The organism is Thalassospira sp. UBA848 (assembly GCF_002295455.1).
In the GTDB taxonomy this organism is placed as follows: Bacteria; Pseudomonadota; Alphaproteobacteria; order Rhodospirillales; family Thalassospiraceae; genus Thalassospira.
On sequence record NZ_DBGS01000085.1, the window covers coordinates 18042 to 18272 of the forward strand.

Below are 231 nucleotides of genomic sequence, written 5' to 3' on the forward strand. Positions count from 1 at the left end.
CCTGATTGGGAATGACGTACAAAACAAGCGCCGCGATTTTTCGCTGGCGCTTTTTTGTTTTTGGCATTTTTTCCTGCGACAAAAACACAGTTACCCCCCCCGAATACGGCTATGAAATCACCCTCAAATCAGGGTCGTTTTGCGCTGTCGCACAGGTAAATTTGCCAGGCGTCTTTTTTTTGCAAAAAAGCCCTTGCCAGACCGAACCACCCCTTATATAAACCGCGCCAC